This is a genomic window from Salmonella sp. SAL4457, from assembly GCF_046548235.1.
Classification (GTDB): domain Bacteria; phylum Pseudomonadota; class Gammaproteobacteria; order Enterobacterales; family Enterobacteriaceae; genus Salmonella; species Salmonella enterica.
Map to the genome: position 1 here is coordinate 1 of NZ_JBGDZO010001045.1, position 248 is coordinate 248.

Below are 248 nucleotides of genomic sequence, written 5' to 3' on the forward strand. Positions count from 1 at the left end.
GCGCAGAAACGCGCCAGGTCGACGTTACCGCCGCTGAGCAGGATCCCGACCCGCTTGCCGCGCAATTCGTCCTTGCGCTGGCGGGCGGCGGCCAGGCCGAGGCAACCGGTGGGCTCGACCAGCAGCTTCATCCGCGCGGCGAGGAAGCGCATGCCATCCACCAGTTCGGCGTCGCTGGCGGTGAGGATGTCATCGACGTTGCGCTGGATCAGCGGGAAGGTGAGATTGCCCAAATGCTGGGTCTGGGC

The 248-nt window shown here is 67.7% G+C and carries 1 protein-coding gene; it reads right to left on the reverse strand.

All coding sequences use genetic code 11. The features are described 5' to 3' along the window. Positions 1-248, reverse strand: a 248-nt coding sequence (locus tag ACLJNW_RS27370; RefSeq protein WP_410961698.1) for a pyridoxal-phosphate dependent enzyme, incomplete at both ends; no start/stop codon positions are given.